The organism is Mesobacillus sp. S13, assembly GCF_020422885.1.
Taxonomy (GTDB): domain Bacteria; phylum Bacillota; class Bacilli; order Bacillales; family Cytobacillaceae; genus Mesobacillus; species Mesobacillus selenatarsenatis_A.
In genome coordinates, this window is the sequence record NZ_CP084622.1 from 3,696,879 (window position 1) to 3,722,825 (window position 25,947).

Annotated in this window: 30 protein-coding genes and 1 riboswitch; of the genes, 5 read left to right on the plus strand and 25 right to left on the minus strand. The window is 44.3% G+C overall.

Annotated elements, in window-relative coordinates; translation table 11 throughout:
* Nucleotides 1-6: 6 nt before the first annotated feature.
* From LGO15_RS18835 to LGO15_RS18910, 16 genes are all read right to left on the minus strand, one after another.
* Nucleotides 7-1,437 carry an ammonia-forming cytochrome c nitrite reductase subunit c552 gene (locus tag LGO15_RS18835; protein ID WP_167834505.1) on the minus strand — a complete coding sequence of 477 codons (1,431 nt, stop codon included), beginning with the start codon at nt 1,435-1,437 and terminating at the stop codon, nt 7-9.
* Nucleotides 1,430-1,954, minus strand: coding sequence for a cytochrome c3 family protein (locus LGO15_RS18840; RefSeq protein ID WP_226085534.1), 525 nt, complete (start codon nt 1,952-1,954; stop codon nt 1,430-1,432). The genes LGO15_RS18835 and LGO15_RS18840 overlap by 8 nt, the downstream gene beginning before the upstream one ends.
* A gap of 110 nt (nt 1,955-2,064) precedes the next feature.
* Nucleotides 2,065-2,571, minus strand: a complete 507-nt coding sequence (locus tag LGO15_RS18845; protein WP_226085535.1) for a TlpA family protein disulfide reductase — start codon at nt 2,569-2,571, stop codon at nt 2,065-2,067.
* A gap of 17 nt (nt 2,572-2,588) precedes the next feature.
* Complete coding sequence (locus LGO15_RS18850; protein WP_167834502.1) at nt 2,589-2,720, minus strand: CcmD family protein; 132 nt, start codon at nt 2,718-2,720, stop codon at nt 2,589-2,591.
* A gap of 19 nt (nt 2,721-2,739) precedes the next feature.
* Nucleotides 2,740-3,450 carry a cytochrome c biogenesis protein gene (locus tag LGO15_RS18855; protein WP_167834501.1) on the minus strand — a complete coding sequence of 237 codons (711 nt, stop codon included), beginning with the start codon at nt 3,448-3,450 and terminating at the stop codon, nt 2,740-2,742.
* Entirely contained in the window at nt 3,450-4,133 is a 684-nt protein-coding gene (locus LGO15_RS18860; protein WP_226085537.1) for a heme exporter protein CcmB, read from the minus strand. The genes LGO15_RS18855 and LGO15_RS18860 overlap by 1 nt, the downstream gene beginning before the upstream one ends.
* Complete coding sequence (ccmA, locus tag LGO15_RS18865; protein ID WP_226085538.1) at nt 4,130-4,834, minus strand: heme ABC exporter ATP-binding protein CcmA; 705 nt, start codon at nt 4,832-4,834, stop codon at nt 4,130-4,132. Before ccmA ends, LGO15_RS18860 begins: the two co-directional genes overlap by 4 nt.
* Nucleotides 4,835-4,851: 17 nt before the next feature.
* Nucleotides 4,852-5,193, minus strand: coding sequence for a gas vesicle protein GvpG (locus LGO15_RS18870; RefSeq protein WP_226085539.1), 342 nt, complete (start codon nt 5,191-5,193; stop codon nt 4,852-4,854).
* 5 nt (nt 5,194-5,198) lie between these two features.
* Complete coding sequence (locus LGO15_RS18875) at nt 5,199-5,570, minus strand: hypothetical protein (RefSeq protein ID WP_226085540.1); 372 nt, start codon at nt 5,568-5,570, stop codon at nt 5,199-5,201.
* A gap of 12 nt (nt 5,571-5,582) precedes the next feature.
* The gene (locus LGO15_RS18880; RefSeq protein WP_226085541.1) at nt 5,583-6,053 is read right to left on the minus strand and encodes a cytochrome c-type biogenesis protein CcmH; all 471 of its coding nucleotides are present in this window, start codon (nt 6,051-6,053) and stop codon (nt 5,583-5,585) included.
* On the minus strand, nt 6,050-8,041 hold the full coding sequence (locus LGO15_RS18885; protein WP_226085542.1) for a heme lyase CcmF/NrfE family subunit: 1,992 nt from the start codon (nt 8,039-8,041) through the stop codon (nt 6,050-6,052). The genes LGO15_RS18880 and LGO15_RS18885 overlap by 4 nt, the downstream gene beginning before the upstream one ends.
* 21 nt (nt 8,042-8,062) lie before the next feature.
* Nucleotides 8,063-8,515, minus strand: a complete 453-nt coding sequence (locus LGO15_RS18890) for a cytochrome c maturation protein CcmE (protein ID WP_226085543.1) — start codon at nt 8,513-8,515, stop codon at nt 8,063-8,065.
* The gene (locus LGO15_RS18895) at nt 8,512-9,471 is read right to left on the minus strand and encodes a hypothetical protein (RefSeq protein WP_226085544.1); all 960 of its coding nucleotides are present in this window, start codon (nt 9,469-9,471) and stop codon (nt 8,512-8,514) included. The genes LGO15_RS18890 and LGO15_RS18895 overlap by 4 nt, the downstream gene beginning before the upstream one ends.
* Before the next feature lie 458 nt (nt 9,472-9,929).
* Complete coding sequence (locus LGO15_RS18900) at nt 9,930-10,109, minus strand: glycogen biosynthesis protein GlgD (RefSeq protein WP_167834492.1); 180 nt, start codon at nt 10,107-10,109, stop codon at nt 9,930-9,932.
* 17 nt (nt 10,110-10,126) lie between these two features.
* Nucleotides 10,127-10,390, minus strand: coding sequence for a YtzC family protein (locus LGO15_RS18905; RefSeq protein ID WP_167834491.1), 264 nt, complete (start codon nt 10,388-10,390; stop codon nt 10,127-10,129).
* Nucleotides 10,368-10,529, minus strand: coding sequence for a hypothetical protein (locus tag LGO15_RS18910; protein WP_226085545.1), 162 nt, complete (start codon nt 10,527-10,529; stop codon nt 10,368-10,370). The genes LGO15_RS18905 and LGO15_RS18910 overlap by 23 nt, the downstream gene beginning before the upstream one ends.
* Nucleotides 10,530-10,596: 67 nt before the next feature.
* Here LGO15_RS18910 and LGO15_RS18915 point away from each other — a divergent pair, with 67 nt between their 5' ends.
* Both LGO15_RS18915 and LGO15_RS18920 read left to right on the plus strand, forming a co-directional pair.
* Nucleotides 10,597-11,571 carry a tRNA modification radical SAM protein MnmL/YtqA gene (locus tag LGO15_RS18915; RefSeq protein WP_167834490.1) on the plus strand — a complete coding sequence of 325 codons (975 nt, stop codon included), beginning with the start codon at nt 10,597-10,599 and terminating at the stop codon, nt 11,569-11,571.
* Nucleotides 11,561-12,133 carry a tRNA 5-(aminomethyl)-2-thiouridylate-methyltransferase MnmM gene (locus LGO15_RS18920; protein ID WP_167834489.1) on the plus strand — a complete coding sequence of 191 codons (573 nt, stop codon included), beginning with the start codon at nt 11,561-11,563 and terminating at the stop codon, nt 12,131-12,133. Before LGO15_RS18915 ends, LGO15_RS18920 begins: the two co-directional genes overlap by 11 nt.
* Nucleotides 12,134-12,920: 787 nt before the next feature.
* On the opposite strand, the gene LGO15_RS18925 is transcribed toward LGO15_RS18920, so the two are convergent.
* Together LGO15_RS18925 and LGO15_RS18930 are read right to left on the minus strand one after the other, a co-directional pair.
* Nucleotides 12,921-14,015, minus strand: coding sequence for a tetraprenyl-beta-curcumene synthase family protein (locus tag LGO15_RS18925; RefSeq protein ID WP_226085546.1), 1,095 nt, complete (start codon nt 14,013-14,015; stop codon nt 12,921-12,923).
* Between the two features lie 24 nt (nt 14,016-14,039).
* Nucleotides 14,040-14,843, minus strand: coding sequence for an alpha/beta hydrolase (locus LGO15_RS18930; RefSeq protein WP_226085547.1), 804 nt, complete (start codon nt 14,841-14,843; stop codon nt 14,040-14,042).
* 105 nt (nt 14,844-14,948) lie between these two features.
* Here LGO15_RS18930 and LGO15_RS18935 point away from each other — a divergent pair, with 105 nt between their 5' ends.
* Nucleotides 14,949-15,470: a gamma carbonic anhydrase gene (locus tag LGO15_RS18935; RefSeq protein WP_226085548.1), complete on the plus strand. Its 522-nt coding sequence runs from the start codon at nt 14,949-14,951 to the stop codon at nt 15,468-15,470.
* A gap of 80 nt (nt 15,471-15,550) precedes the next feature.
* Nucleotides 15,551-16,435, plus strand: coding sequence for a C39 family peptidase (locus tag LGO15_RS18940; RefSeq protein ID WP_226085549.1), 885 nt, complete (start codon nt 15,551-15,553; stop codon nt 16,433-16,435).
* Nucleotides 16,436-16,438: 3 nt separating this feature from the next.
* Here LGO15_RS18940 and asnB read toward each other — a convergent pair whose 3' ends face one another.
* Both asnB and metK read right to left on the minus strand, forming a co-directional pair.
* A complete protein-coding gene (asnB, locus tag LGO15_RS18945; protein ID WP_226085550.1) occupies nt 16,439-18,334 on the minus strand; it encodes an asparagine synthase (glutamine-hydrolyzing) in 1,896 nt (631 codons plus the stop codon).
* A gap of 253 nt (nt 18,335-18,587) precedes the next feature.
* Complete coding sequence (gene metK / locus LGO15_RS18950; protein WP_167834340.1) at nt 18,588-19,790, minus strand: methionine adenosyltransferase; 1,203 nt, start codon at nt 19,788-19,790, stop codon at nt 18,588-18,590.
* A 286-nt stretch (nt 19,791-20,076) separates the two neighbouring features.
* Nucleotides 20,077-20,219, minus strand: a riboswitch (SAM riboswitch).
* 284 nt (nt 20,220-20,503) lie between these two features.
* Here metK and pckA point away from each other — a divergent pair.
* A complete protein-coding gene (gene pckA / locus LGO15_RS18955) occupies nt 20,504-22,093 on the plus strand; it encodes a phosphoenolpyruvate carboxykinase (ATP) (protein ID WP_226085551.1) in 1,590 nt (529 codons plus the stop codon).
* Between the two features lie 52 nt (nt 22,094-22,145).
* Here the strand turns inward: pckA and LGO15_RS18960 are convergent, their stop codons facing one another.
* The 5 genes from LGO15_RS18960 to LGO15_RS18980 form a co-directional block, all read right to left on the minus strand.
* A complete protein-coding gene (locus tag LGO15_RS18960) occupies nt 22,146-23,072 on the minus strand; it encodes an IS3 family transposase (RefSeq protein WP_226087933.1) in 927 nt (308 codons plus the stop codon).
* Nucleotides 22,973-23,536 carry a helix-turn-helix domain-containing protein gene (locus LGO15_RS18965; RefSeq protein WP_226085552.1) on the minus strand — a complete coding sequence of 188 codons (564 nt, stop codon included), beginning with the start codon at nt 23,534-23,536 and terminating at the stop codon, nt 22,973-22,975. Before LGO15_RS18965 ends, LGO15_RS18960 begins: the two co-directional genes overlap by 100 nt.
* A gap of 116 nt (nt 23,537-23,652) precedes the next feature.
* The gene (locus LGO15_RS18970) at nt 23,653-24,666 is read right to left on the minus strand and encodes a DUF3231 family protein (protein WP_226085553.1); all 1,014 of its coding nucleotides are present in this window, start codon (nt 24,664-24,666) and stop codon (nt 23,653-23,655) included.
* A gap of 155 nt (nt 24,667-24,821) precedes the next feature.
* Entirely contained in the window at nt 24,822-25,064 is a 243-nt protein-coding gene (locus LGO15_RS18975) for a DUF2584 domain-containing protein (RefSeq protein WP_167834342.1), read from the minus strand.
* Between the two features lie 45 nt (nt 25,065-25,109).
* Entirely contained in the window at nt 25,110-25,898 is a 789-nt protein-coding gene (locus tag LGO15_RS18980; RefSeq protein WP_318999796.1) for an alpha/beta hydrolase family protein, read from the minus strand.
* Nucleotides 25,899-25,947 lie beyond the last annotated feature (49 nt).

The following is a 25,947-nucleotide window of genomic DNA, read 5'->3' on the forward strand; positions in this document are numbered from 1 at the left end:
TATTCACTATTTTTTAGGGGCTGGCTGTTGCGCCGGGAAGTAACTGTTCACTGCTTTCTCTTTCTTCTTGAAGTTATCTTTTTCGTCGTACACAGCCTGCTTCACTTTTTCAATCTCTGTTTTAACTTCTTCCAGATTTACGCCTTTCTTGGTCAATTCCTCAATAGCAAGATTGATGGCCTCATTCGACTCTTCAATTGATACCCTCAAGGAATCCATGGCACCCTGTGGATTATGGAATCCTGCCGCACTTTCAGCCGCCACGATATCCCAGAACCATTGTCCTTTTCTGATATGCTCTTGAGCCTGCTTGACCTTCTCTTCGCTTACCCCTGAAGTAATCATCTTATTCACATAGTAATGTGAGGTAATCGAAATATCCTCGGCCTTATGAAGGGCTTCCATATGTTTATCCTGGATACCGATCACTCGTTCCTTCAGTTCCTCCATATCCCTGTTGGTATGGCAGGTTGCGCAAGACTGATCCATTGTCTTGAGCGGAGACGTCCACCAGTGTGAACTGATTTTCTTTTTGCCGTCCACCCTGTCATATGGCATGTGACAGTCTGAACATGTAACTCCTGCTTCACCGTGCGGGCCTTCAATATGAGTCTCAAAGTCAGGGTGCTGTGCTTTTAGCATAGGTGTTCCTGAAACATTGTGGATCCAATCCTTCTCAAAACCTTGTTCTTTAGCAGTAGTTTCGTAGTATTCGTACATGTCTTCAGGCTCGAAGCCGTTTGCCCACGGATAAGTTACTTCTCCGTTATCTGCAGCAAAATAGTACTCTACGTGGCACTGTCCGCAAACATAGTTCCTCATATCATTCTTCGTTGGGTTGGACATGTCGATTCCTTGTGATTCCATTGCTTTGATGAAGCTCGGTCTTGTGACGCGCAAATCCATTGTCTGCGGGTCATGGCAGTCAGAGCAGCCGATCGGTGAATGGCCCATCGCTTCTGCCTTTGGCCATATATCCTGGTTAAAATTGCCGCCCCAGTAATCATCACCCATTTCCTCGATCATGTGTGGAACTGCAGTCGACTTACAAGTTAAGCATGAACCAATTGATTTATCCGTGATACGCGCAATTGCCCGGACATCCTCATTCGCGTAAATATGGCCGCGGTCCTCATTGTACTCGGTCGCAAAGCCATATCCGTTAAAAAGGACAGGCAGATACGGTTCCTTATCATGGTCGAACTTGCTTCGCTTGACGGAACCGCTGTACTTCGTATCCTCCATTTTTTCATTTTTCTTGTAGCTGTCATATTGAAGCGGGAAAAGGTCCTTGAAGGCCTCATTGCTGATTTCATCTTTGCTCAGCCCCGTTTTCAGCTCGCTCGCGGAAGTTGCTTCTTCTTCCGAGGAGCATCCTGTTATGATGAGCATGACAGCCGCAAGGAGCAAGAGTGCCCAGCGGAAATTTCTAGCCATTGTTCATCGTACCTCCTTTGTTTTCTAAAAGCTCGCCCGGTTTCGGCGGTTTAAAATAATCCTCTGTTTTGAAGCCTTTGCCGTGCGGTACGGCCTGGTGGCAGCTTGAACAGCTGTCCTTTGCATCATGTGATACGTTTTCTAGTGTGTTTTCATGACAGCTGATGCAGTTTCCATTTATGACTTCATCCGAACTTTCCGTTGCGTGGAGCACCTTCGGAATCTTTGCTTCCCCAAGTGTGTTGAAGTACACATGGGTCATCCCTGCTTTCGCCTTATAGGTATATTTCTCAACCATATTCTCATGAGGCAAATGGCAATCCCCGCAGGCCAGACCGGCGTGATTGGAATCAGAGAATGAGTTGTGGACCTCTGTCATGATATGACAGCTTGAGCAGAATTCAGGTGAATCTGTATACGCAAGCGTTTTGACAGTGACGACAGAAACAATGATTCCAGCAAATACGCCAATGAATAACAGCATCTTTTTGTCTATTCCCAGTAGCTTTTTCAGCATTTCTTTCACCTCCCTTATAGCTGATCATTCAATCTACTAAAGGCTGCACTGCTAGGAGAATTCTACTGACAATGCAGCCATATTAAAACACGGATGTGCTTTAACCAAGGTTAAGGTGAAACTTTTTCCTTAATCAATCGGATCAAATCATCCTTCGTTGTTGGGCCCGAGAAACGTTCGACAATGACACCGTTCCTGTCGATGATGATTGTCTCAGGCTGGCCGATGACATTGTAATCCTTAGAAATATCTTCCTTCGTATCTAATAGATACGTAAGCTTTGAACCGCTTTCGGAAATGTATTTTTCCATCCGTTTCTTCGATTCGCCTTTAGCAAGGATCAATAACTTTGCTTCCTTGTACTCTTTGCCGAATGCTTCGAGTTCAGGTGCTTCATCGATGCAAGGTGCACACCATGTCGCGAAAAAATTCAGGACGACCGTCTGGCCTTTGAAATCGGAAAGTTTATAGGTATTGCCGTCAATATCCTGCAGCTCGAAGTCGATGGACTGATCACCTGGCTGGGCGGAAGCTTTCCCTCCGAGTCCGCTGACCAAAAAGCCGAGAATCCCAATGACGGCAGCGATGACGATGATTGGCCCAATCTTTTTGCCCATTTCTAATCACCACCTCATTAAAAATCTGAGTTCCATTCTTCCAGAAGTTCCAGCTCTTTCTTCAATTGCTTCTGGCGGCGTCCAAGCACGATTACGTACCCTGCGATCAACGTCCAAATAACTGAGTATCCCATGAATAAGTAAGTCATTTCAATTCCTCCTTAATGGTTAGCCTGCTAGTTTTTCAATTGCTTTTGACTTTGCCTTTTTGACGATATGCCTCATTTTTTCAATTTCTATTCCTTTTCGCATCAGGAAACCGTACAGCAAAGTGATCGTGAAAATCGAGAACAGCAGGGCGACAAGCATATCTGGCTCGATTCCGCCCCCTGACTGGTTTTTGCCTTCACCGAACACGACCGGATGCAGCTTTGTGTTCCACCAGCGGATTGCCATGAAGACAATCGGGACATTGATGACGCCAATGATGCCAAAAACGGCTGACAACCTGGCGATTTTCTCCATTGAACCATCCATTTTGCGGACGAACAGATACGCAACATAGATGAACCAAAGAATCAGGGTTGTCGCAAGACGCGGCTCCCATGTCCACCATGTATTCCAGCTGGATTTTCCCCAAATCATCCCGGTGATCAGTGTGATTGTTGTGAAAAGCACACCAATTTCAGCTGAGATTCCCGCATTGATATGATGCTGGAGTCTCGGTTTGATTAAAACCCTCACACTGTAGTAACCCACGACACCGAATGCGAGGAAAGCGACCCAGGCACTGCCAACATGAAAGTAGAATATCTTTTGTGTCTCGCCCATTACCTTTTCAACAGGCGACCAAATAAAAATTAGATATAGTGCAATGAAAAATGACGGAATTAAAGTGAACAGCAGCAGCCGGTCGATAATGCCAGTATTCTTTTTCATCAAGACCCCTCCATAATAAATTCGAATAAGAAAAAGCACGCGGCCAGGAACAATAAATCGTAAGCAGCCATCAATCTGATCCAGGACGATGCATCCGCAATCACTTCATTTTCCAGGATGATCCTCGTCGCCTGGACTCCGGCAATCAACAGCGGGCTTAAGAGCGGCAGCAGCAGTACCGGCAAAAGCATCTCGCTGTTCTTGGCGTTCGCCGAAAGTGCGGCCAGGAAAGTCCCAACGATGATGAAGCCGAGCGTGCCGATGATGACAACCAGGATGAACCAGCTTACCTTTCCAAAAAACCTGTAGTCGAAGAGCAGAAACAGAACTGGAATGCTGACAAGCTGTACTGCTGTAACGAGGATAAAGTTCGCTAAAACCTTGCCCAGATAGATGCTTGAAGGATCGATTGGCGCAGAACGCAGCCCTGTCAGCGCATCGTTTTCGTGTTCTGAAAGGAAGGAACGATTCAATCCAAGAATTCCCGAGAACACGGTGATCAGCCAGACAAGCCCAGGTATGACCGCTTTTACCATATTATTTGTCGGATCGAACGCAAAGCTGAAGATCAGTACCACTAGACTGGAGAAGATGACCATCATACCAATCGTCTGCTTTGTTTTGATCTCATTGCTCAGGTCTTTGCTGGCAATCGTCCATGCATCCTTAATGATTGAAATCATGTTTTCTTCACCTCAGCTTCGTACCAGCTTTTCATCTCGTCCAGACTGATTTCCTCCCCAAGAAGCTTGGTTGAGACAATCTTTCCTTTCTTCAGCAGAGCGGCCCTGTCAGCAAGTGCATGAACCTGCTCAAAATCATGCGAGATAATCAGCACCGACGTCCCGCTATCCCGTTTGCTTTTAATGATGCTATTAAGCAGCGCGACAGCCTCCTGGTCTAGGCCGGTATGCGGCTCATCGAGCATCAGGATATCCGGCTCGGGCAGCAGCACCCTTGCGATCGCCAGCCTTTGCATCATCCCTCTTGAAAAAGAGCGAATGGGCATATCGCGGAATAGATAGAGACCCACTTCCTTTAAGAGTGCATTGGATTTGCTTTCAAGATTTTTTACTTTGTATAGCTTGCCGTAGAATTTAAGGTTTTCAAGCGGGGACAAGTTGTTATAAAGAAAAGATTCATGACCCAGGAAGCCAATCCGCTGTTTTACCTGTGGTGAATTCTTCTTGATAAGCTCACCATCAAGGAAAATTTCCCCGCTCGTCGGCTGCAGGAGTCCGACTGTGCATTTAAAGAAGGTGCTCTTCCCTGCTCCATTCGGTCCAATCACTGCCAGGATCTCCCCTTTACCTAAAGAAAGGGTGATGTTTCTTAATACGAGCTTATCTCCCAGCATTTTGGTCATTTTCTTTAGTTCCAGCATGTTCCCCAACTCTTTCGTTAAGTGTATTGTTTCAGTTCTTTGTTTACCTGAGCGAGATGGCTCTGGTATTCATTTTTCATCTTGTTAAAATTCTCCTCGGTGATTTCCGCTTCTGCCAGCCTCGCTTCAAGTACGGCCAGTTCCCTTTCAATCACTTTTTTCCTATGAAGATGGTGTATGAATAACTGGTCTTCCTCACTGATAATTTTCTCGGAAGGAGCCTTCCGCTTTTGTACAAACCAGACAACACCAATGACAGCAGCAATAACAATCAGCAAGTAATGTGGATTCACCATATTAAACCCTGGAGTCGTCAGCCAGAATTTCACAAGCCATTCAGGGTGATAGGCTGGTGTCATAGTGATCACCCTTTCTGCTGGCGAAGCATCTTCAGCTCTCTAAGAATTTCCGCTTCTGCTTCTGCATCCTTTATTTTCTTTTTGTTCTCTGGGAGATGTTCCATCTTTCGTCCTTGGGTTTCTTCCTTTACCATTTCAGCGGCAAGCAGCTGGTAATTCTCTTTCAACTTTTCAAAATCCTCACGAGTAATTTTTTTCATTAAAAAGTCCATCTCCAACTCATTCACAGCACTGTATACCTGCTCAATCGTCAGCTTTTCACCCTCTGTCTCCGGTCCAGCAGCCGAGATCTCCCCTGCTGTGAAAAAAGGAGAAATGATGAAGTAAAAGCAAGTAATGATCACGAGTGAGCCTATTATTAAAAATACATAATCCATTTTGATCAGCTCCTAGAAAAGCTTCCGGCGCTCTTCGTCAAATGTTTTTGCAGCAATTTCCTTTTCTACTTCCGAGTTCCATGCTGCCTTTCTCTCAAGCTTTGATTCAGACTTCCTAACCGTCAATTTCCTGAGCCAGACACCGACAATCACACTGCCGATTCCCACTCCTGCCGCAGGCATTCCCCAGGCAATCCAGCCGCTTGTGCCGCCACCCGGAGTTCTCAAAGCTGCCTGCCCATATTCATCAACATAGGATTGGATGATTTCCGGTTCTGTTTTACCGCCGTTCAGCATCTCGACCACTTCATCGTAGTAAATCTTTTTTACCGAACAGGTGGACAATTCATGATCTGCATGGCCCTGCATATCAAGCTGGCCGATGATGTGCTTGAATTCCTTTGAGTTATAGGTGAAGGCTGTTGTCATGCCCGGAATGATGATGAGAAAAAGGATTGTCGTTATAAGAACTTTCCTGTTCACTTTTTCCACCCTCCCACTCTCGAAATGCCTTTATTGATTTGGTAGCGGAAGGTTGTCGGCCTGCCGCCTATGAGGGCGAATGCCGTGCCAATCACCATGATGATTCCGCCCATCCAGATCCAGCTTACAAACGGATTCACTTTAACCATGAACGTCACTTTGTCTTTGTTCTCCCATGAGCTTAATACCACGTATAAATCCTGGCTCCAGTTTGTCTTGATCGCTACCTCTGTTGATGGTTCGGGCCATGTTTCGTAAAAGATTTTTTCCGGTTTGATTTTGCCGATATCCTTGCCCTTATACGTCACATCAATATCGGCCACCACAATGCCATTGCCGTTTTTCGTATGCTCGGTCAGTTCATTGAATGTAAGAATGTAATCCCCGGTCTTGATGCTGTTGCCGGCATCCACCGTTTTCAGGATTTCTGTCGAGTAAGTGTGCGACGAAATGACACCTACCGCGATGATGGCAATCCCGATATGGACGATATAACCTCCATAGCGGCGCTGATTTTTCACCGTCAGCTTGAACGCTGCCTTCAAAATGTTTTCCTTCGTTGCTTTCCGACGGGCACTGATGCCTCTGACGAACTCCTGTAAATGTGTTCCAAACATGAAGCTTGTTGCCGATAGTCCGATAACCGCGTAAATTCCCTTGACGCCAAATGCGAACAGAATGATGGCAGTGGCAACACCCATTGCCATCGGCCAAAGCATGCTTTTCATGAACTTTTCAAACACCGCTTTCTGCCAGGCAATCAGCGGGCAGATTCCCATCAATACGATCAGCACCAGCAAGATCGGAGCCATTACTTTATTGAAATATGGTGCGCCAACATTGACTTTTGTTCCTGTAAAGGTTTCCGAAATGAGCGGATACATTGTTCCCCAGAAAACGGCGAAAGCGGCAGCAACTAGAATCAGGTTGTTCAGCAGGAAGCTGCTTTCCTTTGAAAAATAAGCCTCTATTGGACTGCTATCTTTCTTGATCAGTCCGTACCTTGTCATGACGATATATAGAGAAAACAGCATCATGAAAGCCATGAAAACAAGGAAGTAAGTACCCAGATTACTGTCGCCAAACGCATGGACACTTGTCAGGATTCCGCTCCTGACCAAGAAGGTTCCAAACAGTGTCAGGATGTAAGAAAGAATGATCAAGCTTACGTTCCAGGTCTTCAACATATTTTTCCGTTCCTGTATCATCACAGAGTGCAGGAATGCCGATACGGTCAGCCATGGCAGGAATGAAGCATTTTCAACTGGGTCCCATGCCCAGTAGCCGCCCCAACCAAGCTCAAGGTAAGCCCACCAGCCGCCAATCACATTTCCGAGAGTCAAAAACAGCCATGCCAGCAAGGTCCATCTTCTCGTCAGCTTGATCCACTCTGAATCCATTCGCTTCAGGATCAGAGCCGCAATTCCGAACGCGAATGGTACAGCCAGCCCGACATAACCCATATAGAGTGTGACAGGATGCAGGATCATGCCTGGATTTTGCAGCATAGGGTTTAGACCTTTTCCGTCAGCCGGAATTTTATCGGTCATTTCAAACGGGTTTACATTCAGCGCCATTACTGTGAAAAAGAACAGGATGTTGACCATCAGGATGCTGGAAACATAAGGCATCATCGGGTTCTTCTTTTCTTTTGAAAAAACGACCATTGCAGCGTACAGCGATAAAAGGAACGCCCATAGCAGAAGGGATCCGGCATTGCCAGCCCAGAAGGCTGTCAGCTTATAAGCCATCGAAAGGCTTTCATTCGTATAGGAAGCCACATATTTATATTGGAATTGGCTTGTTCCGAGCAAGTAGAGCAGCAGGAAGGATGCGACGCTTGCCACAAAAGCAAGTGATAGTACCGCACCTCTTGCACTTTCGAGCCACTTGCTGCTTTTCTTCTTAATCCCGACGATATTGGCGATGATTCCGTATAGTGAAATCACGATTCCAAGGTAGATTGAGATGTTCCCAATTAGATACATACAGATAACCACCAATCTGTTTTATTCCGACTTGTCATTTTTGTACATTTCCTTATGCATTTCGGTATCATAGTTCTCCATGTCTTCGCCTTCATATTTTGTCGGGCATTTCGTCTGGACTTTTTCTGCTTCGAATACTCCGTCCTTTTGGATAAAACCTTCCACAAGGACGATGACATCCTCTGAGAAATTATCCGGCTTGATGCCTTTATGGAATACTTGCAGTGTTCCCTGGCCTTCTTCGTAAAGTTCAAATCGGAGCTCCAGCTTGTCAGCATCCCATTGTACTGACTCTTTATTGAGCAGGCCTTGAGTCATAATATAATCGCCTTCATATTTCGAACCATTTTCACTGAGGTCGGCAATTGTGATTTCCTTGCTACCTGCACTTGGCATTGTCGAAAACATCATGATCACGAACGCGACTGCCGCAAGACCCAAACCCATAACGATTTTCTTATTTTTGGACATCATTTTCTGCCTCCCAGCTTTTTGATCAATTCGTTATACTCTGCTTCCGATATACTTCCTTCGACGAGCATTCCGCGAAGCTTTGCCTTTTTGGCTTCTAAATCATTTGACACACCGCTTTTTACCGGCTGAGTTTTCTTTTTCCTCATGATGAAAATCAATAGGACGGCAGCAGCTGCGGTCACACTGCCTATGACGGTTATGACAAGCCATAAAGGCATTTCCTCTTCATTCTGTTTGACCGTGCCCGCCTTCTTCGCATCACCGGCCATATCTTCCATGATTTCCGCTGTAGTCCTATCGTCTGCACGTTTGTATTCAACCGTGATCTTCTTTTCTTCACCCGGCTTCATTCCCTGGATTTGATACAGGAACATGTTCATGTTGTAAGAGTTTTTCTGGTGCTGTTCAGAAGCAGGCTCCAGCTTGAAGCTTTCCGTGTTTAGCGGCTCGACGAAAATCAGGTTAAACAAGCCAATATCAGTGAAGTTTTTAAAATCATAAGCCAGCGTCTTAGCGTCTTCTTTTTCTTTGATGCTGTCGGTATAGTATTCAATCACAAATTTATATATCTCCTGAGGCTGAATTTCTTCGCTTGTTTCCCAGGAAATCGTTCCACTTTCCTTATCCAATTCGTATTCAATTTCATTCATTTCAGTCAGGTCACGAGAATAATCAGCTACAAACCCAATCCTGAAATTCTTCTCATCCATTGGCAGCGGAATGACGACCTGGCCTTTTTGTGCTTCCTGTGCATTGTTCTTCAGTGCCCCATGGTAACCAACCAAAAGCGGCGGATTGTTCTTTTTATCTTTTGGATGATACGAGTACTCCGGCATCACTTGGATCGTGAGCTCCTCCATATTCAGGACATCGGTCTTTGTCTCTGCACTCCCCTTATCTGGAAGCTGGAATATCAGTATTAAAATGAGGGCAAGCATAAGCTTCATAATTTTCATTTGTTTAGCTCCTTTCTATATGTGACAAATTCGTGAATGTTTTCACAAGATAACTCTGCTTAAAAAAAACAATAATTTCTAAAAGGACTTTATATTTTATCCATTTCATTGAACCTTTTTGGTACACCTTATTTAAACCATTTCTAAAAGCCCTCAATCTGTGATTTAAATCACGGAATTTTCGTCAGTTTTATCCGATTTGTGAACGGGGGGATTAATTAGAAAAGCGGAAGCGCCTTGATCAGCCCCGACAAGCGCTGGAGGGCCGACCAGTGAAGTCGTTTTTTCACTTCATTGGCAGTGTCAAAACGTCTCGAGCTGCTCAGAGCTGACGCTTCTCGCAAGATACTCGAGGAAGCTTTCTCAGGGATGAAAACTGGCTAGGAGCTGGAGCTGGACAGTTCTTGAGAGAAAATAAAAAACCTCACTTCCCTTTTGGAAGTGAGGGTGTTACAAATTTATGAAGATTGCTCTGGTTCAGGATGGAATTTTGATTTTACTGGCTGGCCGCCGCTATTTTCATATTTTTTCTTCGCTTCTTTAACCGGATCATGATCCATTCCAAGCTCGAGATCTTGGTTATTGACGCCATTCCTTGTTTTTTGTTCAGGATTGTTCTGCTTTGAGCGCTTTTTCAAGATGTTTCCCTCCTGTTTTAGTGATCAAGCAAAATCATATTGTTCTGGACATTCTGAAGCTGGATTCTCATCCGGTGCAGCTGGTCTCGCTGTTGTGCATTTGCGCTGAAAGCGAGCTTGGCCAGATCATTGTATGCATCCTCAAGTGCCTGCAGTGCATTGGTAAAATCGCCATTCGTATAATGCTCCTGAGTCGCGGCCTGCTTGTATTGTTCCTGTGCCATGTTGATTGCATCCTCACATTGCTGAAGTAACTGGTCAACCGATTGACGTGTTGCCATTTGCAGCCCCTCCTTTACTTGGTGCTGAAGCAAAGTCTGCTTCTTCTTTATTTTGTTCACAATACATTTTCCTATCACGATTTTGTGAATGTTTAATGATGGCAAAAGCTTTTTGTAATCTTTTTGCAATTGGATTCATGTTCTCTAAATGGTACAATTTTTATTATTCGTTTTTTTGACAGACAGGCTATTAGGAGGTTTCTGGCATGATTCAGACCAACTCTTTTCACTTCGCAACAGATGATAAACGATACCATACATGGAATTACCATTTACGTAACCATTTCGGCCACAAGGTTTTTAAAGTGGCGCTTGATGGCGGATTTGATTGTCCGAACCGTGACGGTACGGTAGCCCATGGCGGCTGCACTTTTTGCAGTGCCGCTGGTTCAGGTGATTTTGCAGGTGACAGAGTAGAAGATCTCGGCACACAGTTTAAAAAGATCAAAGAAAAAATGCACACGAAATGGAAAGATGGCAAGTACATGGCCTATTTCCAGGCTTTCACTAATACTCACGCCCCGGTTGAGGTCCTTCGTCAGAAATACGAAACAGTATTGAACGAAGAAGGTGTTGTTGGTCTATCCATTGCAACCAGACCGGATTGCCTGCCTGATGATGTCGTGGAATACTTGGCTGAACTTAATGAGCGAACGTATTTATGGGTAGAGCTTGGCCTTCAGACAGTCCATGAAAAAACAGCCAACCTAATCAATCGTGCTCATGATTATGAAACGTATAAAGAAGGTGTGGACAAGCTCCGGAAGCATGGCATCAGAGTGTGTTCGCATATCATCAACGGACTGCCTCAGGAAACACCTGAAATGATGATGGAGACTGCACAAGAAGTAGCGAAACTCGACGTGCAGGGAATCAAAATTCACCTTCTCCACCTGCTCAAAGGAACTCCAATGGTCAAGCAATATGAAAAAGGATTGCTCGAATTCCTTAATTTTGAGGACTATGTAAAATTGGTTTGTGACCAGCTTGAAATCCTCCCTCCAGAAATGATCATTCACCGAATTACCGGAGATGGGCCGATTGAGCTGATGGTCGGACCGATGTGGAGCGTCAATAAATGGGAAGTACTGAATGGTATTGATAAAGAACTGAAGCGCCGCGACAGCTGGCAGGGGAAATTTTATACTGGAAACAAAGTGGTGATTGAAAATGAAGCTTGAACGAATTCTTCCTTTCGCCAGGAACCTTCTTGAACTGGCTGTGAAGCCCGGCGACATTGCGGTCGATGCGACAGTAGGGAACGGACATGACACATTATTTTTAGCCAACCTCGTCGGCCCTTCCGGCAGGATTTATGGATTCGATATCCAAGATGAAGCACTCATGTCATGTAAAACAAAGCTTCGGGACCATGGATTGCAGGATCAGGTAACACTTTTCCATACCGGACATGAAGACATCACAGAATGCATTCCGCCGCTCCATTTTGGAAAAATAACGGGCGCGGTTTTCAACCTCGGCTACCTGCCCGGCGGCAATAAAGACATCGTCACTGTCCCTGAGACAACCATACAGGCCATCGACCAACTGTTGGGAATCATGGCCCCAGAAGGCATCATCGTGATCGTGATTTACCATGGCCACCCAGAAGGCAAAGTGGAAAGAGACTACTTATTGAGGTATGTTAAATCACTTGATCAGAATATCGCACACGTATTAGAGTATAAATTCCTGAACCAAAAGAACAATCCGCCATTTATTATTGCTATTGAGAAGAGATAGGGTCCTTCTTTCTGAAGGATCCTTTTTAATCTACTCAAAAACGCTGAATGAACAACATCATTTCTTCAAACTTGGGTATCAGATTGCTCTATCGGACATATCGGAGGCCTCTTTCTTATTTTGTTTCCGTTAGAAGAGTTCTATCGGACAATTCGACGGCTCTTTTCTCACTTTGTGTCCGTTAGAAGGGCTCTATCGGACAAATCGTTGGCTCTTTTCTCACTTTGTGTCCGTTAGAAGGGCTCTATCGGACAAATCGACGGCTCTTTTCTCACTTTGTGTCCATTAGAAGGGCTCTATCGGACAAATCGACGGCTCTTTTCTCACTTTGTGTCCATTAGAAGGGCTCTATCGGACAAATCGACAGCTCTTTTCTCACTTTGTGTCCATTAGAAGGGCTCTATCGGACAAATCGTTGGCTCTTTACTCATTTTGTGTCCGTTAGAAGGGCTCTATCGGACAAATCGACGGCTCTTTTCTCACTTTGTGTCCATTAGAAGGACTCTATCGGACAAATCGACGGTTCTTTTCTCACTTTGTGTCCGTTAGAAGGGCTCTATCGGACAAATCGACAGCTCTTTTCTCACTTTGTGTCCATTAGAAGGGCTCTATCGGACAAATCGTTGGCTCTTTTCTCACTTTGTGTCCGTTAGAAGAGCCCTATCGGACAAATCGTTAGCTCTTTACTCATTTTGTGTCCGATAGCCCACATACACCATAAATTAATTGCTCTAGTTTCACATAAACGAATACTTAAAAAGCCAGGGGAAATCCCCTGGCTACCACCCTACTTTATAAACGCCTTCACAACTCCCGAAGGTACCCATCTCTGCAATGACCGATAGGCTCGTCCATTGATATAAAAGAAGTAGCTGACGGGGCCGGCGGTTTTGATCATTTCCCTGGCCAGTTTCCTGATCCGCTCCTGGCGTCTTACTTTTTCATCGGACAGATAAACACCTAGCAATCCGCGGTTGATCAGTTTGTGGAACTTCCGATGAGGCAATCGGGCTGTGTGATTGTCGGCGTTTTCCACGAAATGCCGGAGCCGCTCGAATAAGGCTTCTTCATTTTCATAATAGAAACAGAAGTTCAAATCGCCGCCTTCACGGTCCTCCTCCTGATCGATGAAATAATCGAGCAAAATGTGCAGCCCTTGTATGTATGGAAAATAACCATTGCGGATGCTATCGGCGTATTCCGGTTTGAAATCATCGCGAAGCGCGTAGGAGACGAGGCAAAAGATGCCGAGCGTTGAACCGGTGCAAGCGGAGAACTCATACCATTCCATCTCCGGTACCCCTTCACGATGTCCGTCGAACCATGATTGCAGGCGAGGAACTCGTTCTTTTACCTCAACATGCTTGTGGATCTGCAGATCACAGTAATAATCACACAGCTCCTGCAAATGCTGCTGGATCTCATGATAATGTTCAAGCTCACCCAATACTTCACGGCAAACGGTCACAAGCTCAATCAAGTAGCCGCCATCATTCTGGTCTTCCCGCTCACGGTAGTAATTTTTCAGCTGGCTGTCCAGGGTGAGAGCATCTGCCATCGACTCATGAAGTGCCGAGAAATCCGCAGGGTCCAGTGACGTGCTGCGGTCACAGAGATTATCAAGATAATCGCTGATTGTCTGGTATGCGACAATGAACCGGATTGCCTGCTTATATTGTTTTTTCGCGGTCAGGCTTAAAATTGCCCCACCTTCACAATGGAAAGTCTTATGCTCAATGCTGGCCAGTGCCTGCCTTCTTAATTCAGGATTCGGGATTTCCTCAGCCCTGCTCTTCCAATATGCCAGCTCCCGATGGACCTGAGGCAGGACTTGTCGGTATACACGGTACATCAAACTGATGGGCATTGATGGAATCATCATGCTGCATCTTCACCCTTTCCATCTCTAATAAACATATCCAATCGCCTTCAGCTGACTGATGACAAAATCATGTGCATAGTCAAAGACCTCTTCGCGTTCAGGTTCATTGAAAACTTCATGATAGCATTTTGGCCACTCTTTATAACGTTTTTCCGAAAGCGGGGCATTATTGAACCATTCCTTAACTGAGCGTTTATCGACAATCCGATCATCGCCCCCCTGCAAAAGCAGTGTAGGGACGTCCTGTACTTTATCCATATTTTCAAACGCCTGCTCCATTGCCGCGACCAGCTCACGGTACCAGCGTACCGATACCTTTGTGATGTAAAGCGAGTCATTCGCATCGACTGCCCTGACATCCTCATTCCTTGTGGCCATCTCGACTGACAGGCCAGGAGAAATCCTCAAATTCGGCACAATAACATTCAAGCCGTGCGACAGCATATCCAGCATTTTTGAAGGATAATGAACCAATCCAAGACATGGCGAAGACAAAATCAGGCCGGCAATTTCGACCCGTGCCTCCTGCAGCATGCGGATGGCAACGAGACCGCCCATGCTGTGGCCAAGCAAAAATACCGGAAGATCAAAGTCATATGCCGCTTCGACCCACTCTTTCACTTCCAAAATATATTCGTCAAAGGAATCAATATGGCCACGGTTTGCTCTAGTCGTCATGCCCTGCCCAGGCAAATCACCCATAATGACATGAAATCCAGATGAGCGCCAGGCTTCAATCAGCCAGCCATACCGGTGATGATGTTCCAGTGCACCATGAATCATCACGATTACAGCCTTAGCGTCCCCATCAGCTTCCCATTTCCACATGACCATTCCCCCACTCAAATACTTTTTCTTTCTTTAAAAGAACTATAATATATAATTAACGAAAAATAAAAAGGTAAGCATCAATAAATTACAGGAGTGTGTGCAATGATTTATCCTTACAAAGGCAAAACACCTAAAATAGCAGATTCCGCTTTCATCGCGGACTATGTAACAATTACCGGAGATGTCGAAATTGGTGAGGAATCGAGTGTCTGGTTCAATAGCTCAATCCGCGGCGATGTCGCTCCGACCTTAATTGGCAATAAAGTGAATATCCAGGATAACTCAGTCCTGCACCAGAGCCCAAACAATCCCTTGATCCTTGAAGACGAAGTGACGGTCGGACATCAGGTCATCCTACATAGCTGCATTATCAGGAAAAAAGCGTTGATTGGCATGGGGGCGATTATCCTTGACCAAGCTGAAATCGGTGAAGGTGCTTTTATCGGTGCCGGCAGCCTCGTTCCCCAGGGAAAGAAAATTCCGCCAAACTCACTTGCTTTTGGACGTCCGGCAAAGGTCATCCGTGAATTGAATGAAGAAGACATCCGTGATATGGAACGCATATCCAGAGAATACGCTGAAAAAGGACAATACTATAAAAGTTTGCAGAACAAAGATAAATGATTCACTAAAAAACTCCCTCACCAGTCCGATACTAAATAATATAATATACCCTTTCATTTTTTAAATATGCGGACGTGGTGATGGATGTGGAAAAACTATATTTACCGCTTGCGGCAATCATACCGCTGATCATCTTGTTTTATCTGTTGATCCGAACACAAAATAGCATGATGAAATCTATTTTGATGTTCCTGTTTGTTTTTACATCGATCCTCGGGGCTTTCTTGATGGAAAATCTTCAGGCTTCCCATGTTGCCAAGGCTGTTCAGTCGGTGAAAAGCTGGCTTGACGAGCCTGAATCTGCTGCAGAAAAGGCACCTGTGATCATAGAAAATTATGAACCAGCGATTATTCCTATAAAGAAACAGGTACTCCTCGATGCGCCAGCCATCTGGCAAATGCCAGAGCTGCCGAGAGGATGCGAGGTCACGAGCCTGGCTATGCTCCTTCAGCATGGAGGGCTTCAGGCGGACAAGCTGTCACTTGCGAAAGAAGTGAAGAAAAACCCTGCTCAATATCGTCTCAATGATGGCAAAATTTATTTTGGTGATCCGAATGAGGGTTTTGTCGGCAATATGTACACCTACACAGAACCAGGGCTTGGAGTCTACCATAAGCCGATTGCTGAACTGGCAGAACAGTATCTCCCAGGCAAAATAAAGGATTTGACGAATGCAGAATTTCAGGAGCTGAAAATCCATCTGTCTGATGACAGGCCGGTTTGGATCATCACGAATACTGAATATGAAAAGCTGGACGATAGCTTTTTCCAGACATGGTACACGCCTGAAGGCCCCGTAAAAGTAACAATGAAGGAACACTCTGTCCTGATTACTGGCTATGATGAAAATTTCGTTTACTTCAATGACCCGTTGACAGGCGAAAAAAATAAAAAAGCACCCACGAAAGACTTCGTGGAAGCCTGGGTGCAGATGGGAAGGCAGGCCATTACCTACCTTCCCTGATTATTAAGACTGCAATACTTTCTGAGCCTCATACTCCTTCTGGAAGGAGTATTTTTTTTCGACATAAACATCATGCCACATCATGAACATCAGGACAGTCCAGATTTTGCGGCTGTTATCCGCCTTGTTCTGGCAATGGTCATCCAATAGTTTCATTAGGTATGACTTATTGATGAGATGTTCTGTGTTGCTTTCCTTGATGATATTCTTTGCCCATTCGTTCATTTCGTTCTTCAGCCAGTGGCGGATCGGTACCGGGAAGCCTAGCTTCTTACGGGTTAAAACGTGCTCAGGAACCACACCTTCAGCTGCTTTACGTAAAATATACTTCGTAGTATTGTTAGCCGTCTTCATGCTTGTCGGAATCTTCGAAGCTGTTTCGAACACCATCTTATCCAGGAATGGAACACGAAGCTCCAAAGAATGAGCCATTGTCATTTTATCAGCCTTCAATAAAATGTCGCCGCGCATCCATGTATGGATATCGATATATTGCATCGTATCAACCGGGTCATATCCTCTGCTCTCTCTGTAAAGAGGCTTAGTGATATCCCTGTAATCGTACTGGCCGTTATATACGTGCAGCAATTCGCTCTTCTCTTTTTCAGTGAACATCTTCGCATTGCCTATATAACGCTCTTCCATTGGCGTCACGCCGCGTTCAATGAAACTCTTCCCCTTCATTCCCTCTGGCATCATTTTCGCGATACCTTTCAGCATGACCTTCCCTGCCTGAGGGATTTTGTTGAACATTTCAAGATCCTGCGGTTCACGATAGATATTATATCCGCCGAACAATTCATCCGCACCTTCACCTGATAAGACAACCGTTACATGCTTTCTTGCTTCACGAGCAACGAAATACAAAGGGATAGCTGCAGGATCTGCAAGCGGGTCATCCATATGCCACATGATTTTAGGAAGTTCATCCATATATTCCTGCGGGCTGATCACATAGCTGATGTTCTCTACGCCAAGTCGTTCAGCCGTTTCTTTCGCGACATCAATTTCACTGAATCCGTTCTGCTCAAAACCAACAGAGAATGTCTTGATTCCCGGATGGTATTGCTTTGCAATTGACGCGATGATCGAGGAATCAATTCCGCCAGAAAGGAAAGAACCAACCGGCACATCACTGCGCATGTGGATCTTCACGGAATCGAACAGGACGTCCCTGATTTCCTTCGTGAATTCATCCTCGGTTTTGTGGATCGGCGAGAAGCTCGCTTTCCAATAACGCTTGATTTCCATCGGTGAACCGATTTTCTTTGTAAAATAATGCCCCGGCTCAAGCTTGTAGATGCCTTCTGACATTGTGTTTGGTTCTGGAACGAATTGATAAGTCAAATAGTGCTGCAATGCCTTGTAATCAAGGACGTCGTTTTCGAGCGCAAGCAGGATGCTCTTTTTCTCCGAACCAAAGAACGTGCGGTCGCCATCTTCAAAATAGAAGAAAGGCTTAATGCCGAAATGGTCACGAGCACCGTAAAGAACCTGCTCCTCTTTATCCCAGATGACAAATGCGAACATGCCGCGCAGCTTGTCGACAGCCTGCTCTTTTAGATGGCTATAAAGAGCAATGATGACTTCCGTATCCGAATGAGTTTCGAAGCTTAGTCCTTCTTCAATCAACTCTTCGCGAAGCTCAAGATAATTGTAGATTTCCCCGTTGAAAATGATCCAGTAGCGCTCATTTTCATAGGTCAATGGCTGATGGCCAGCCTCAAGATCAATGATACTCAGGCGGCGGAAGCCAAATTGGATATGCTCATCATAGAAATAACCATCATCATCAGGACCGCGATGGGTAATGATGTCATTCATATTTTTAAACAGCTGCTTATCATCGCCGCTGAACTTTTGTGCATTCTCATGTACACAACCGATAAAGCCACACATTATGTACTTCACCTTCTCCATTTCAAAAAAATTTATTGTTATTTCCCAGTGATTTACTAGCTAAAAACATACCATCTAATACTATCATTAAACGTAAAATTTTTGCAGTAAAATCTAAGGGAAATTTAAGGTAATACTTTATTTTACACCTTTTGGACCATACACAAACCTGGTGACACTTTTTGGTGTTCCTTGATTAGACGGCAAATAATAAGGGGAGTTACATATTTCTATGCAACTCCCCTTGTATTTTTTATTTTCCTTGTGCCTGAGTGCGAAGCGTCTCAGCCTTGTCTGTACGCTCCCATGGAAGGTCAACGTCAGAACGGCCAAAGTGACCGTAAGCAGCTGTCTGCTTGTAGATTGGCTTGCGCAGGTCAAGCATGTTGATGATTCCAGCAGGGCGAAGGTCGAAGTTGCTTTCAACAACATCGATTAGTACATCCTCGCTTACTTTGCCTGTTCCAAAAGTATCGATTGAAATGGATACCGGACGGGCAACACCGATTGCGTATGCAAGCTGAACTTCAACTTTTTCAGCAAGGCCGGCAGCTACGATGTTTTTCGCAACGTAACGTGCAGCGTATGCCGCTGAACGGTCAACTTTTGTAGGATCCTTACCGGAGAATGCGCCTCCGCCGTGGCGAGCGTATCCGCCATAAGTATCAACAATGATTTTACGGCCAGTAAGACCAGCATCACCCTGTGGACCACCGATTACGAAACGGCCAGTTGGGTTGATGAAGTATTTTGTGTTCTCGTCGATCAATTCTGCTGGTACGACAGGGTTGATCACGTGTTCCTTAAGATTGCGCTGGATTTGCTCAAGCGAAACTTCAGGATGGTGCTGAGTTGAGATAACGATCGTATCGATGCGGACTGGCTTGTCGTTTTCATCGTATTCAACCGTTACTTGAGTTTTACCGTCTGGACGGAGGTATGGAAGGATCTCTTCCTTGCGCACCTCAGTCAGGCGGCGTGAAAGCTTGTGAGCCAATGAAATCGGAAGAGGCATAAGCTCTTTCGTTTCATTACATGCAAAACCGAACATCAAGCCCTGGTCCCCAGCGCCGATTGCTTCGATTTCTGCATCTGACATTTGTCCTTCACGTGCTTCAAGAGCCTGGTCAACACCCATAGCGATGTCAGCAGACTGCTCGTCAATGGAAGTCAAAACTGCGCAAGTTTCAGAGTCGAAACCATACTTAGCGCGAGTATAGCCAATTTCCTTGACGGTTTCACGAACAATTTTCGGAATATCTACGTATGTAGATGTAGTGATTTCGCCTGCAACTAGTACAAGGCCTGTCGTAACTGATGTTTCAGCAGCAACACGTGCATTAGCATCTTTTGCAAGGATCGCATCCAAAATCGCGTCAGAAATCTGGTCGCAAATTTTATCCGGATGGCCTTCTGTTACTGATTCAGAAGTGAACAAACGGCGTTTGTTTGACATCTGAGTTCCTCCCTCATGTATAAAAATTGATCGAGGCTGTCCCAATACAGACCTCGGGTTGATACGGTACTCATTCCCTATGTAGTATGAAATAAACGCTGAGTTTTTATTAGAAAAATTTGTTTAGGATTCATGGTGAATATCTTTTTTTCCTAATCTCACCCACGGGAGCAATGACACCTAAGAAGGCATTCCAGCTGCAAATCAATGCATTGGACAGAAAAAAGCAATATAAAAAACCTCTCCATTTACGAGGAAAGGTTTTAGCTTAAATCCGCGCCTTTCGCTCTTATCGTTCAAGGGCAGTTCCCTTGCGTCAGGTTAGCACCTTTGCCCGGAAAAAGGCCAGCATTCCAAAAAGCTGTTTTTTCACGTCTGCAGGTTGCTGGGTTTCATTGGGCCTGTCCCTCCACCAGCTCGGGATAAGAGAGTATCCGTTCAAGTCCAAATCATAACGAAACTATAATGGCATGTCAATGGTTTTCTCGGTAAAATTGTCGATTGTTGTTGAAAGTTTTTCTGTAAACTAAAATGGTCTTGAAAAGCATCCTTTTCGCTTGACTATATAAAGAAAGAATTATATAACGCAAGATAGGTACATGGTAATTTTTCGAGCGATTAGTATAGATTAATCGAACAAATGTGTTATACTAATATCGAGATGTAAACACTTACAAAATTATTAATCTTTTAAAAAAGGAAGGTATTCTCCGATGAATGTTGTAGGAATATCAAATGAACTTTCAGCATTATTAAGTGGCAGCAATGTGCAAATCCAGTTATCCGTTCCCCAGCTTGTTGAAAAAGTCCTGAACCGAAATGAAGGGCTCCTGACTTCAACTGGCGCTGTACGAGCGACAACTGGTAAGTATACTGGCCGTTCACCTAAAGATAAATTCATTGTTGAAGAAGAGTCCGTAAAGGACAAAATTGACTGGGGCTCTGTTAACCAGCCGATTTCAGAGGAATCTTTCACAAAACTATATAATAAGGTATTGAATTTCCTTACAGAAAAAGAAGAAGTATTTGTATTCAAAGGATTTGCAGGTGCTGACACAAAACACCGCCTTCCGATCCAGGTCATCAATGAATACGCCTGGCATAACCTTTTCGCCCATCAATTGTTCATCCGCCCAACAGAGGAAGAGCTTGTGGACCATGAGTCTGAATTCACGGTGATCTCTGCCCCAACATTCAAAGCGGATCCAAAAGTTGATGGAACAAATTCCGAAACATTCATCATCGTCTCCTTCGAACAGCGCGTCGTGTTGATCGGCGGAACGGAATATGCGGGCGAAATGAAGAAGTCCATTTTCTCTGTGATGAACTACCTTCTGCCTGAAAGCGGCATTCTTTCCATGCACTGCTCTGCAAACGTGGGACGCGAAGGCGATGTAGCCTTGTTCTTCGGTCTGTCCGGAACAGGAAAAACGACTCTTTCAGCTGATAACAATCGTCGTTTGATTGGTGATGATGAGCATGGCTGGTCAGCTAACGGTGTGTTCAACATCGAAGGCGGCTGCTACGCAAAGTGTATCAACTTATCGAAGGAAAAAGAACCGCAGATTTATGACGCGATTCGTTTTGGTTCAGTGCTTGAAAATGTCGTCGTCGATGAAGAAACACGTGTGGCAGATTATGATGATGGCAGCCTGACTGAAAATACTCGTGCAGCCTATCCGATTCAGGCGATCGAAAACATCGTGGACCCAAGCATTGCCGGACATCCAAACGCGATCGTCTTCCTGACTGCTGATGCATTCGGAGTATTGCCTCCAATCGCCAAGCTAACGAAAGAACAGGCAATGTACCACTTCTTGAGCGGATATACATCTAAGCTTGCTGGAACCGAGCGCGGCATCACTTCTCCGCAGGCAACGTTCTCAACTTGCTTCGGATCACCTTTCCTTCCGCTTGCAGCAACAAGATATGCGGAAATGCTCGGTGAAAAGATCGATGAGCACAATGCGAAGGTATTCCTCGTGAACACAGGATGGACAGGCGGAGAATACGGCACAGGAAGCCGCATGAAGCTGGCCTACACTCGTGCAATGGTCCAGGCAGCACTTGAAGGCGAACTGAACAATGTCGAAACCGTCAAAGACGAAATCTTCGGCCTGGATATCCCGGCACATGTACCAGGAGTACCAGACGATGTCCTTCAGCCAGTCAAGACATGGAGCGACAAAGAAGCATATTACGCAAAAGCTAACGAACTCGCAGGCAAATTCCGCGAAAACTTCAAAAAGTTCACAAACGTACCATCTGTGATCGAAGAAAAAGGCGGACCAACAGCGAAATAATCATAAAGGCCATTTCCAATCTGATGTGACCCCAAAAAGGTAGAGCTTAATATTACGCAGCGAATTGGCTGGTGTGAATCCGGTATTGAACGGGGCTCATGCCAGCCAATTTTTGCTTAATACGCTTGTTATTATAATAATGGATATATTCTTCAATCCTCTTCTTTAAATCTTCAAACGAGCATCTTTCTTGGCCATGATACATCTCCTGCTTCAATAGACCAAAGAAGTTCTCTATAGGTGAATTATCAATACAGTTTCCTTTTCTTGACATACTTTGAAACACTTTGTTTTTCTTTAATGTGTTCACCCATTTTCTATGTTGATAATGCCATCCTTGATCACTATGTACAGTTGTTCTGTACTTTGAATTCTTTGTGATTTCAAGGGCCTCATTGAGGGGTTTAATTGCGAGCTCCAAGGTTGGGCGCATACTTATCCCATAAGAAAGAATTTCACCGTTATACATGTCCATTATTGGATTTAGATACAGTTTTACACCATCTAAACACTTGAATTCTGTAATATCTGTTGTTAATTTTTGGTGGCATACCGTAGTATGAAAACGACGATTGATTTGGTACTTGGAAATTGTACCTACTTTCCCTTTGTAAGAACTGTACTTGCGAGTTTTTCGTATGAATTTGTCTCCTTTGAGTCCGAGTTTCTTCATGATACGTTGAACCTTCTTATGATTCACATTATATTCTCGGTTTCTCAATTCCAATTGAATACGACGATAGCCATAGTTGCCGTTATTTTCATCAAAAATTGATTGAATAGTTTCTTCAAGCTCCAGGTCAGGATTCTCCTTTTTCATTCTTTTAATATGATAATGATAGGAGGACTCTGGAATATTGACGATTGTTAAAACATCTTTTAATCTGTACGTTTCTTTGAGTTCGAATGATAACGCTGCTTGTGCTTTTCGAGATAGCCGTCCGGATCCATCTGAAAAGCTCGCAACTTTTTTAGATATTCTACCTCAAGACGAAGAAGTTCATTTTCTCTTTCTAACTTTTGTTCCTTTGTCTCTTCTTTTTCGTCTGTTTGTTTATTTTTTCTTTTCTTAGCTTTATCAGACATAGGTGGTCGTCCTTTCGGGTTTTCTAAGGCTTCAGCACCACCTTCATTAAAAGCTTTTTTCCATGAAGCTATGATTGGAGGGTTAGTTAAACCAAAATGAAGGGCTGTTTCCGTTTCTGAAAAACCTGTTCTTGTCATAAAGCTTAATACATCCAACTTAAATTGAACAGGATAAACCTTCTTTTGAAGTTTCCTCATTAGACCTTCCATTCCGAACTTTTCATAGATCTTCACCCATCTCTTAATTGGTGAACTGCTTGACATGCCATACTTACTTGCCAGTGTGTCATAACCATAAGTACCTCCCTGATATTCCTTCACTAGCATCAACTTAAATCGCTCACTATATTTAGCCATAAATAAACACCCCAAAAGTTAAATTTCACTCTAACTTTTGGGGTGCAGTACAATCGGAAATGGCCCTTTTCTTTTTCTACAACTATTAGCTATTGGTTTTCTGATGACAATCTAAACTAATCACTTCTGTTTCTTAATGCTTCCCTGTCAACATTTTGTGGAGGCTGTTCCATCCATCTGTTATTAATCATTATTTTAATCCCGTCATTTGCATACTGAAGGATTTCAGTAACAAGTCTTGTGTAATGCCCGCCTAAATCCTTTCTTAAGCTTGCTCCAATTGCTGTTCCGTAGCCACCAACGCTGATCGCATCCAGACTGTTTGTTTGAAACATCATCAACTTATCTGAAAAAGGCGGATCAATGGATTGAGATATCGCAGAATCCCAGGTACTTGGAAGCGGGACTCCATCCTTTATTAATATTTCTCTAAAAACAGTTTCATGCTTAGCGGCTATTTCTGAACCTCTTTCCATATATTTTCTTACCTCTGGTGATTGGGCTGTTTGAGAAAAACCAGCCAAAAAGGTTCTGCCAATGGAATTCGTCTCTGTATTTTTAGAAATATGAGCCAGTTCTACAGCAGTTAGTGGCCGATGTCTACCGATTAAACTGGATAAAAAGGATTCATCCTGAAGATATTCTGCTTTCTCCATTGGAGGAATTGTTGGCGAGCGCACGAATGTGCCTTTTTTTAAAAGCAAGTCACAAGAATCATTATACAGTTTCATAAATTTCTCTGATGTCTTCGAAAATAACTCTCTTACATCGTTCCTTGCCAAAACTTCGAGAAATGCTGCTGATGCCACCGTTCCTGCCGAAGCCATGTATTTAATATACCTTAATGCAAAAAGGTCAGAATACACTCGGCCTGCCTTTAAATTCACATCCTCCTGGGTAAAACCAATTGGCAGTGCATGTTTATCTTTTTCAAAAAGGGTTTTGACTTGATCCACTACGAATTTACAATTTGATAACGCATCATTTATGATTTCCGTCATTGTGGTATCTTCATTTACCTTTGCAAAATGCTGTACGATGCAGTGAGCCATTGAATTTTGCATATACGCTCCCCACATGGCAGCAACCTCTGATGAAGTCAATTGAGGGTTATGTTCCATTCTATTCATAACTCCTTCTTTTTTCCTTATTTTTGCGCTAAAGAAGAGTTTATATTCGCTTGAGCTACTCCATTTACTTTTGCCAAGGAGTTATCAAAAACGGAACTTAGGAATGACTATTGTCTTCCTGTTTCAAAGAAAAAACAGGGCACAAAACGCCCTGTTTAATTGGTTGAATTTAATGAAACTAATTGATACGTAAGCGTTGTTGTTTTTTCTGTCCACTCTACTTTCGTGATGACACCTGTTCCTGTTAGGTCACCTTCGATTGTTTTTTTGACTTCTAGTGGAATATCAACAGGATAGAGCCTGTATCCTTCCTTGGTCAAAGAGAAGTAATTGTCTTCGAGACGCTTTTCCCGGCCCTTTGTGACAATCATTGTATTTAACTCTAATGGCATCCCCATTATAATCGCTCCTCTATTGTTCATCATAAACTTCACTTTATTTTATCATTGTTGTTGGCGTGATTTCATCCAATTCGTTAAATCGTCGACAATTTTCCGGTTCATTACTGGCGGAAAGTAGTGTGTGTAGTCATCAAAATACCAGCTTTCAACAGGTGTGCCCAACTCCTTAAGCCTCTTTTCAATCCTGTAAGAGTGTTCAACCGACACATTGTGATCATTCCTGCCGTGGATTAGCAGCACCGGTGCCTTCAAGTTTTCCATATCATACAAAGGAGTCCTGAATTTATACCTGCCTGGTACCTTTTTCGGCGACCCGCCTATCACTCTTTTCATCATCCTGCGCAGGTCCTTTCTCTCTACATACGTTAAAAACATATCCGTTACCCCTCCCCAGGTAACAACAGACGCTGTTTCTGGAAATTTAATGGCGGTCAGCAATGCCATCAAACCGCCGCGTGAAAACCCGAAAACATGAATCCTAGTAACCCATGGCAAGGATTGAAGCAGTTCGAATCCGGCAAAGGCATCGACTCGGTCGTCGCCGCCAAAGTCCTCATCCCCTTCTCCTCCCTGGTTCCCCCGATAAAAAGGTGCAAAAACCGTGAAGCCTTCTGACGCAAATTGTGCAATCCGGGCAGGTCGTACCTTTCCTACATTTTTAATACCACCGCGCAGATACAAAAATCCTTCTGTCCCACTACCATCAACAGGTTTAGCCAGAAGACCCTTGACCCTCAGGCCGCTTGCATAATAGGTGACCAACTCCAGCTCGACAGCCGGATTGGGGGAAGGAAATTTATAAGCTGAGATTATTTGCCCGTCATTTTTCAACGTTAACACTCCTCATATATGAATTTTTCCAAATTTGGTTCCTGGGCAT

Bases quoted from the DNA above. Each gene is read 5' to 3' on its own strand.
- LGO15_RS18835 (WP_167834505.1), bottom strand. From the start codon at position 1,437: ATGGCTAGAAATTTCCGCTGGGCACTCTTGCTCCTTGCGGCTGTCATG.
- LGO15_RS18840 (WP_226085534.1), bottom strand. From the start codon at position 1,954: ATGCTGAAAAAGCTACTGGGAATAGACAAAAAGATGCTGTTATTCATT.
- LGO15_RS18845 (WP_226085535.1), bottom strand. From the start codon at position 2,571: ATGGGCAAAAAGATTGGGCCAATCATCGTCATCGCTGCCGTCATTGGG.
- LGO15_RS18850 (WP_167834502.1), bottom strand. From the start codon at position 2,720: ATGACTTACTTATTCATGGGATACTCAGTTATTTGGACGTTGATCGCA.
- LGO15_RS18855 (WP_167834501.1), bottom strand. From the start codon at position 3,450: ATGAAAAAGAATACTGGCATTATCGACCGGCTGCTGCTGTTCACTTTA.
- LGO15_RS18860 (WP_226085537.1), bottom strand. From the start codon at position 4,133: ATGATTTCAATCATTAAGGATGCATGGACGATTGCCAGCAAAGACCTG.
- ccmA (WP_226085538.1), bottom strand. From the start codon at position 4,834: ATGCTGGAACTAAAGAAAATGACCAAAATGCTGGGAGATAAGCTCGTA.
- LGO15_RS18870 (WP_226085539.1), bottom strand. From the start codon at position 5,193: ATGACACCAGCCTATCACCCTGAATGGCTTGTGAAATTCTGGCTGACG.
- LGO15_RS18875 (WP_226085540.1), bottom strand. From the start codon at position 5,570: ATGGATTATGTATTTTTAATAATAGGCTCACTCGTGATCATTACTTGC.
- LGO15_RS18885 (WP_226085542.1), bottom strand. From the start codon at position 8,041: ATGTATCTAATTGGGAACATCTCAATCTACCTTGGAATCGTGATTTCA.
- LGO15_RS18890 (WP_226085543.1), bottom strand. From the start codon at position 8,515: ATGATGTCCAAAAATAAGAAAATCGTTATGGGTTTGGGTCTTGCGGCA.
- LGO15_RS18895 (WP_226085544.1), bottom strand. From the start codon at position 9,471: ATGAAAATTATGAAGCTTATGCTTGCCCTCATTTTAATACTGATATTC.
- LGO15_RS18905 (WP_167834491.1), bottom strand. From the start codon at position 10,390: ATGGCAACACGTCAATCGGTTGACCAGTTACTTCAGCAATGTGAGGAT.
- LGO15_RS18910 (WP_226085545.1), bottom strand. From the start codon at position 10,529: ATGAATCCAATTGCAAAAAGATTACAAAAAGCTTTTGCCATCATTAAA.
- LGO15_RS18915 (WP_167834490.1), top strand. From the start codon at position 10,597: ATGATTCAGACCAACTCTTTTCACTTCGCAACAGATGATAAACGATAC.
- LGO15_RS18920 (WP_167834489.1), top strand. From the start codon at position 11,561: ATGAAGCTTGAACGAATTCTTCCTTTCGCCAGGAACCTTCTTGAACTG.
- LGO15_RS18925 (WP_226085546.1), bottom strand. From the start codon at position 14,015: ATGATGATTCCATCAATGCCCATCAGTTTGATGTACCGTGTATACCGA.
- LGO15_RS18930 (WP_226085547.1), bottom strand. From the start codon at position 14,843: ATGTGGAAATGGGAAGCTGATGGGGACGCTAAGGCTGTAATCGTGATG.
- LGO15_RS18935 (WP_226085548.1), top strand. From the start codon at position 14,949: ATGATTTATCCTTACAAAGGCAAAACACCTAAAATAGCAGATTCCGCT.
- LGO15_RS18940 (WP_226085549.1), top strand. From the start codon at position 15,551: ATGGATGTGGAAAAACTATATTTACCGCTTGCGGCAATCATACCGCTG.
- asnB (WP_226085550.1), bottom strand. From the start codon at position 18,334: ATGTGTGGCTTTATCGGTTGTGTACATGAGAATGCACAAAAGTTCAGC.
- metK (WP_167834340.1), bottom strand. From the start codon at position 19,790: ATGTCAAACAAACGCCGTTTGTTCACTTCTGAATCAGTAACAGAAGGC.
- pckA (WP_226085551.1), top strand. From the start codon at position 20,504: ATGAATGTTGTAGGAATATCAAATGAACTTTCAGCATTATTAAGTGGC.
- LGO15_RS18965 (WP_226085552.1), bottom strand. From the start codon at position 23,536: ATGGCTAAATATAGTGAGCGATTTAAGTTGATGCTAGTGAAGGAATAT.
- LGO15_RS18970 (WP_226085553.1), bottom strand. From the start codon at position 24,666: ATGAATAGAATGGAACATAACCCTCAATTGACTTCATCAGAGGTTGCT.
- LGO15_RS18975 (WP_167834342.1), bottom strand. From the start codon at position 25,064: ATGGGGATGCCATTAGAGTTAAATACAATGATTGTCACAAAGGGCCGG.